Origin of the sequence: Hyphomonas beringensis (genome assembly GCF_000682755.1) — a bacterium.
GTDB lineage: Bacteria > Pseudomonadota > Alphaproteobacteria > Caulobacterales > Hyphomonadaceae > Hyphomonas > Hyphomonas beringensis.
In genome coordinates this window covers 1-897 of record NZ_AWFF01000091.1, presented here as the reverse complement: position 1 = coordinate 897, position 897 = coordinate 1, and the positions used below count along the sequence as shown (strand labels likewise).

The window sequence follows — 897 nt, the reverse complement described above, 5'->3', positions numbered from 1 at the left end:
GAGGAGCCATGCGCCAGATATGGTGCAGGGGAGGGGGCCTGTCTAGGGTGTTCTTGTTGTGTTCGGGCGCGGGGGGTGAAGCCCGGCAAAACAAAGGGCGCCAAGCTGTTCGCCTGGCGCCCCTTGAATACTTGCTGCGCAACCGGCTCTAGCTGGTTGGGCCTTCGTTTGCGGCCTCCACGGCGTCTTCCACCTGTGAGCGGGAAGAGCCTTTCTCTTCGAGCGGTTCCAGCGTCACTTTGAGCGGGTTCGGAACGAGTTCCTGGGTTGAGCCATTGTTGGCATCAACCAGTGCGCCGATACCGCCACCGAGGATAACGTTACCCGCCATGCCGGCGCCACCACCGCCAGACATCTGGTGCGTAATGTTATGCTTGGACGTCTTGTAGCCTTCCTTGGTGATCGTGGCCGTGAATTCGGACTCGCGTTTCACTTTCGGAATGGCGCACGGCGTCGGATCGCAGCTAAGGCCGAGACTGGTTGTCACCTTCGCACCCGCTGGAACAGTTTCCACAACGAACGCTTCTGTAGTTCCGCGTGTCACGGTCGCGCACGCAGCAGTTGCAACTGCCAGCGGCAGCAGCATAAGTACTTTGAGCATAGAATGCCCCCCAATATTGAACAGTTTACCGTTTCCGGTAGATATAGCCAATAAAGATTCCACGTATATTAGCAATACAGGCGCACAATTTTTACGCGAGGGAAGCTGTAATTTACTAGCTTTTGGCCTCTCAGCGTGGACGGCCACGTATGATCAGATCATGGCGCGCGGGGCGACCTCAGGAGAGGTCGGTTACCACCCGTGCGACACGAGCCGGGCGATCTTTGCCGATGATCGCAAAAGTTTCCGAAACGCCCTTGGAGGAAGGGGGAGGAGCCATGCGCCAGATATGGTGC

The 897-nt window shown here is 57.6% G+C and carries 1 protein-coding gene; it reads right to left on the bottom strand.

The features are described from left to right. Nucleotides 1–148: 148 nt before the first annotated feature. The gene (locus HY29_RS16790) at nucleotides 149–601 is read right to left on the bottom strand and encodes a hypothetical protein (protein ID WP_034799230.1); all 453 of its coding nucleotides are present in this window, start codon (nucleotides 599–601) and stop codon (nucleotides 149–151) included. Nucleotides 602–897 lie beyond the last annotated feature (296 nt).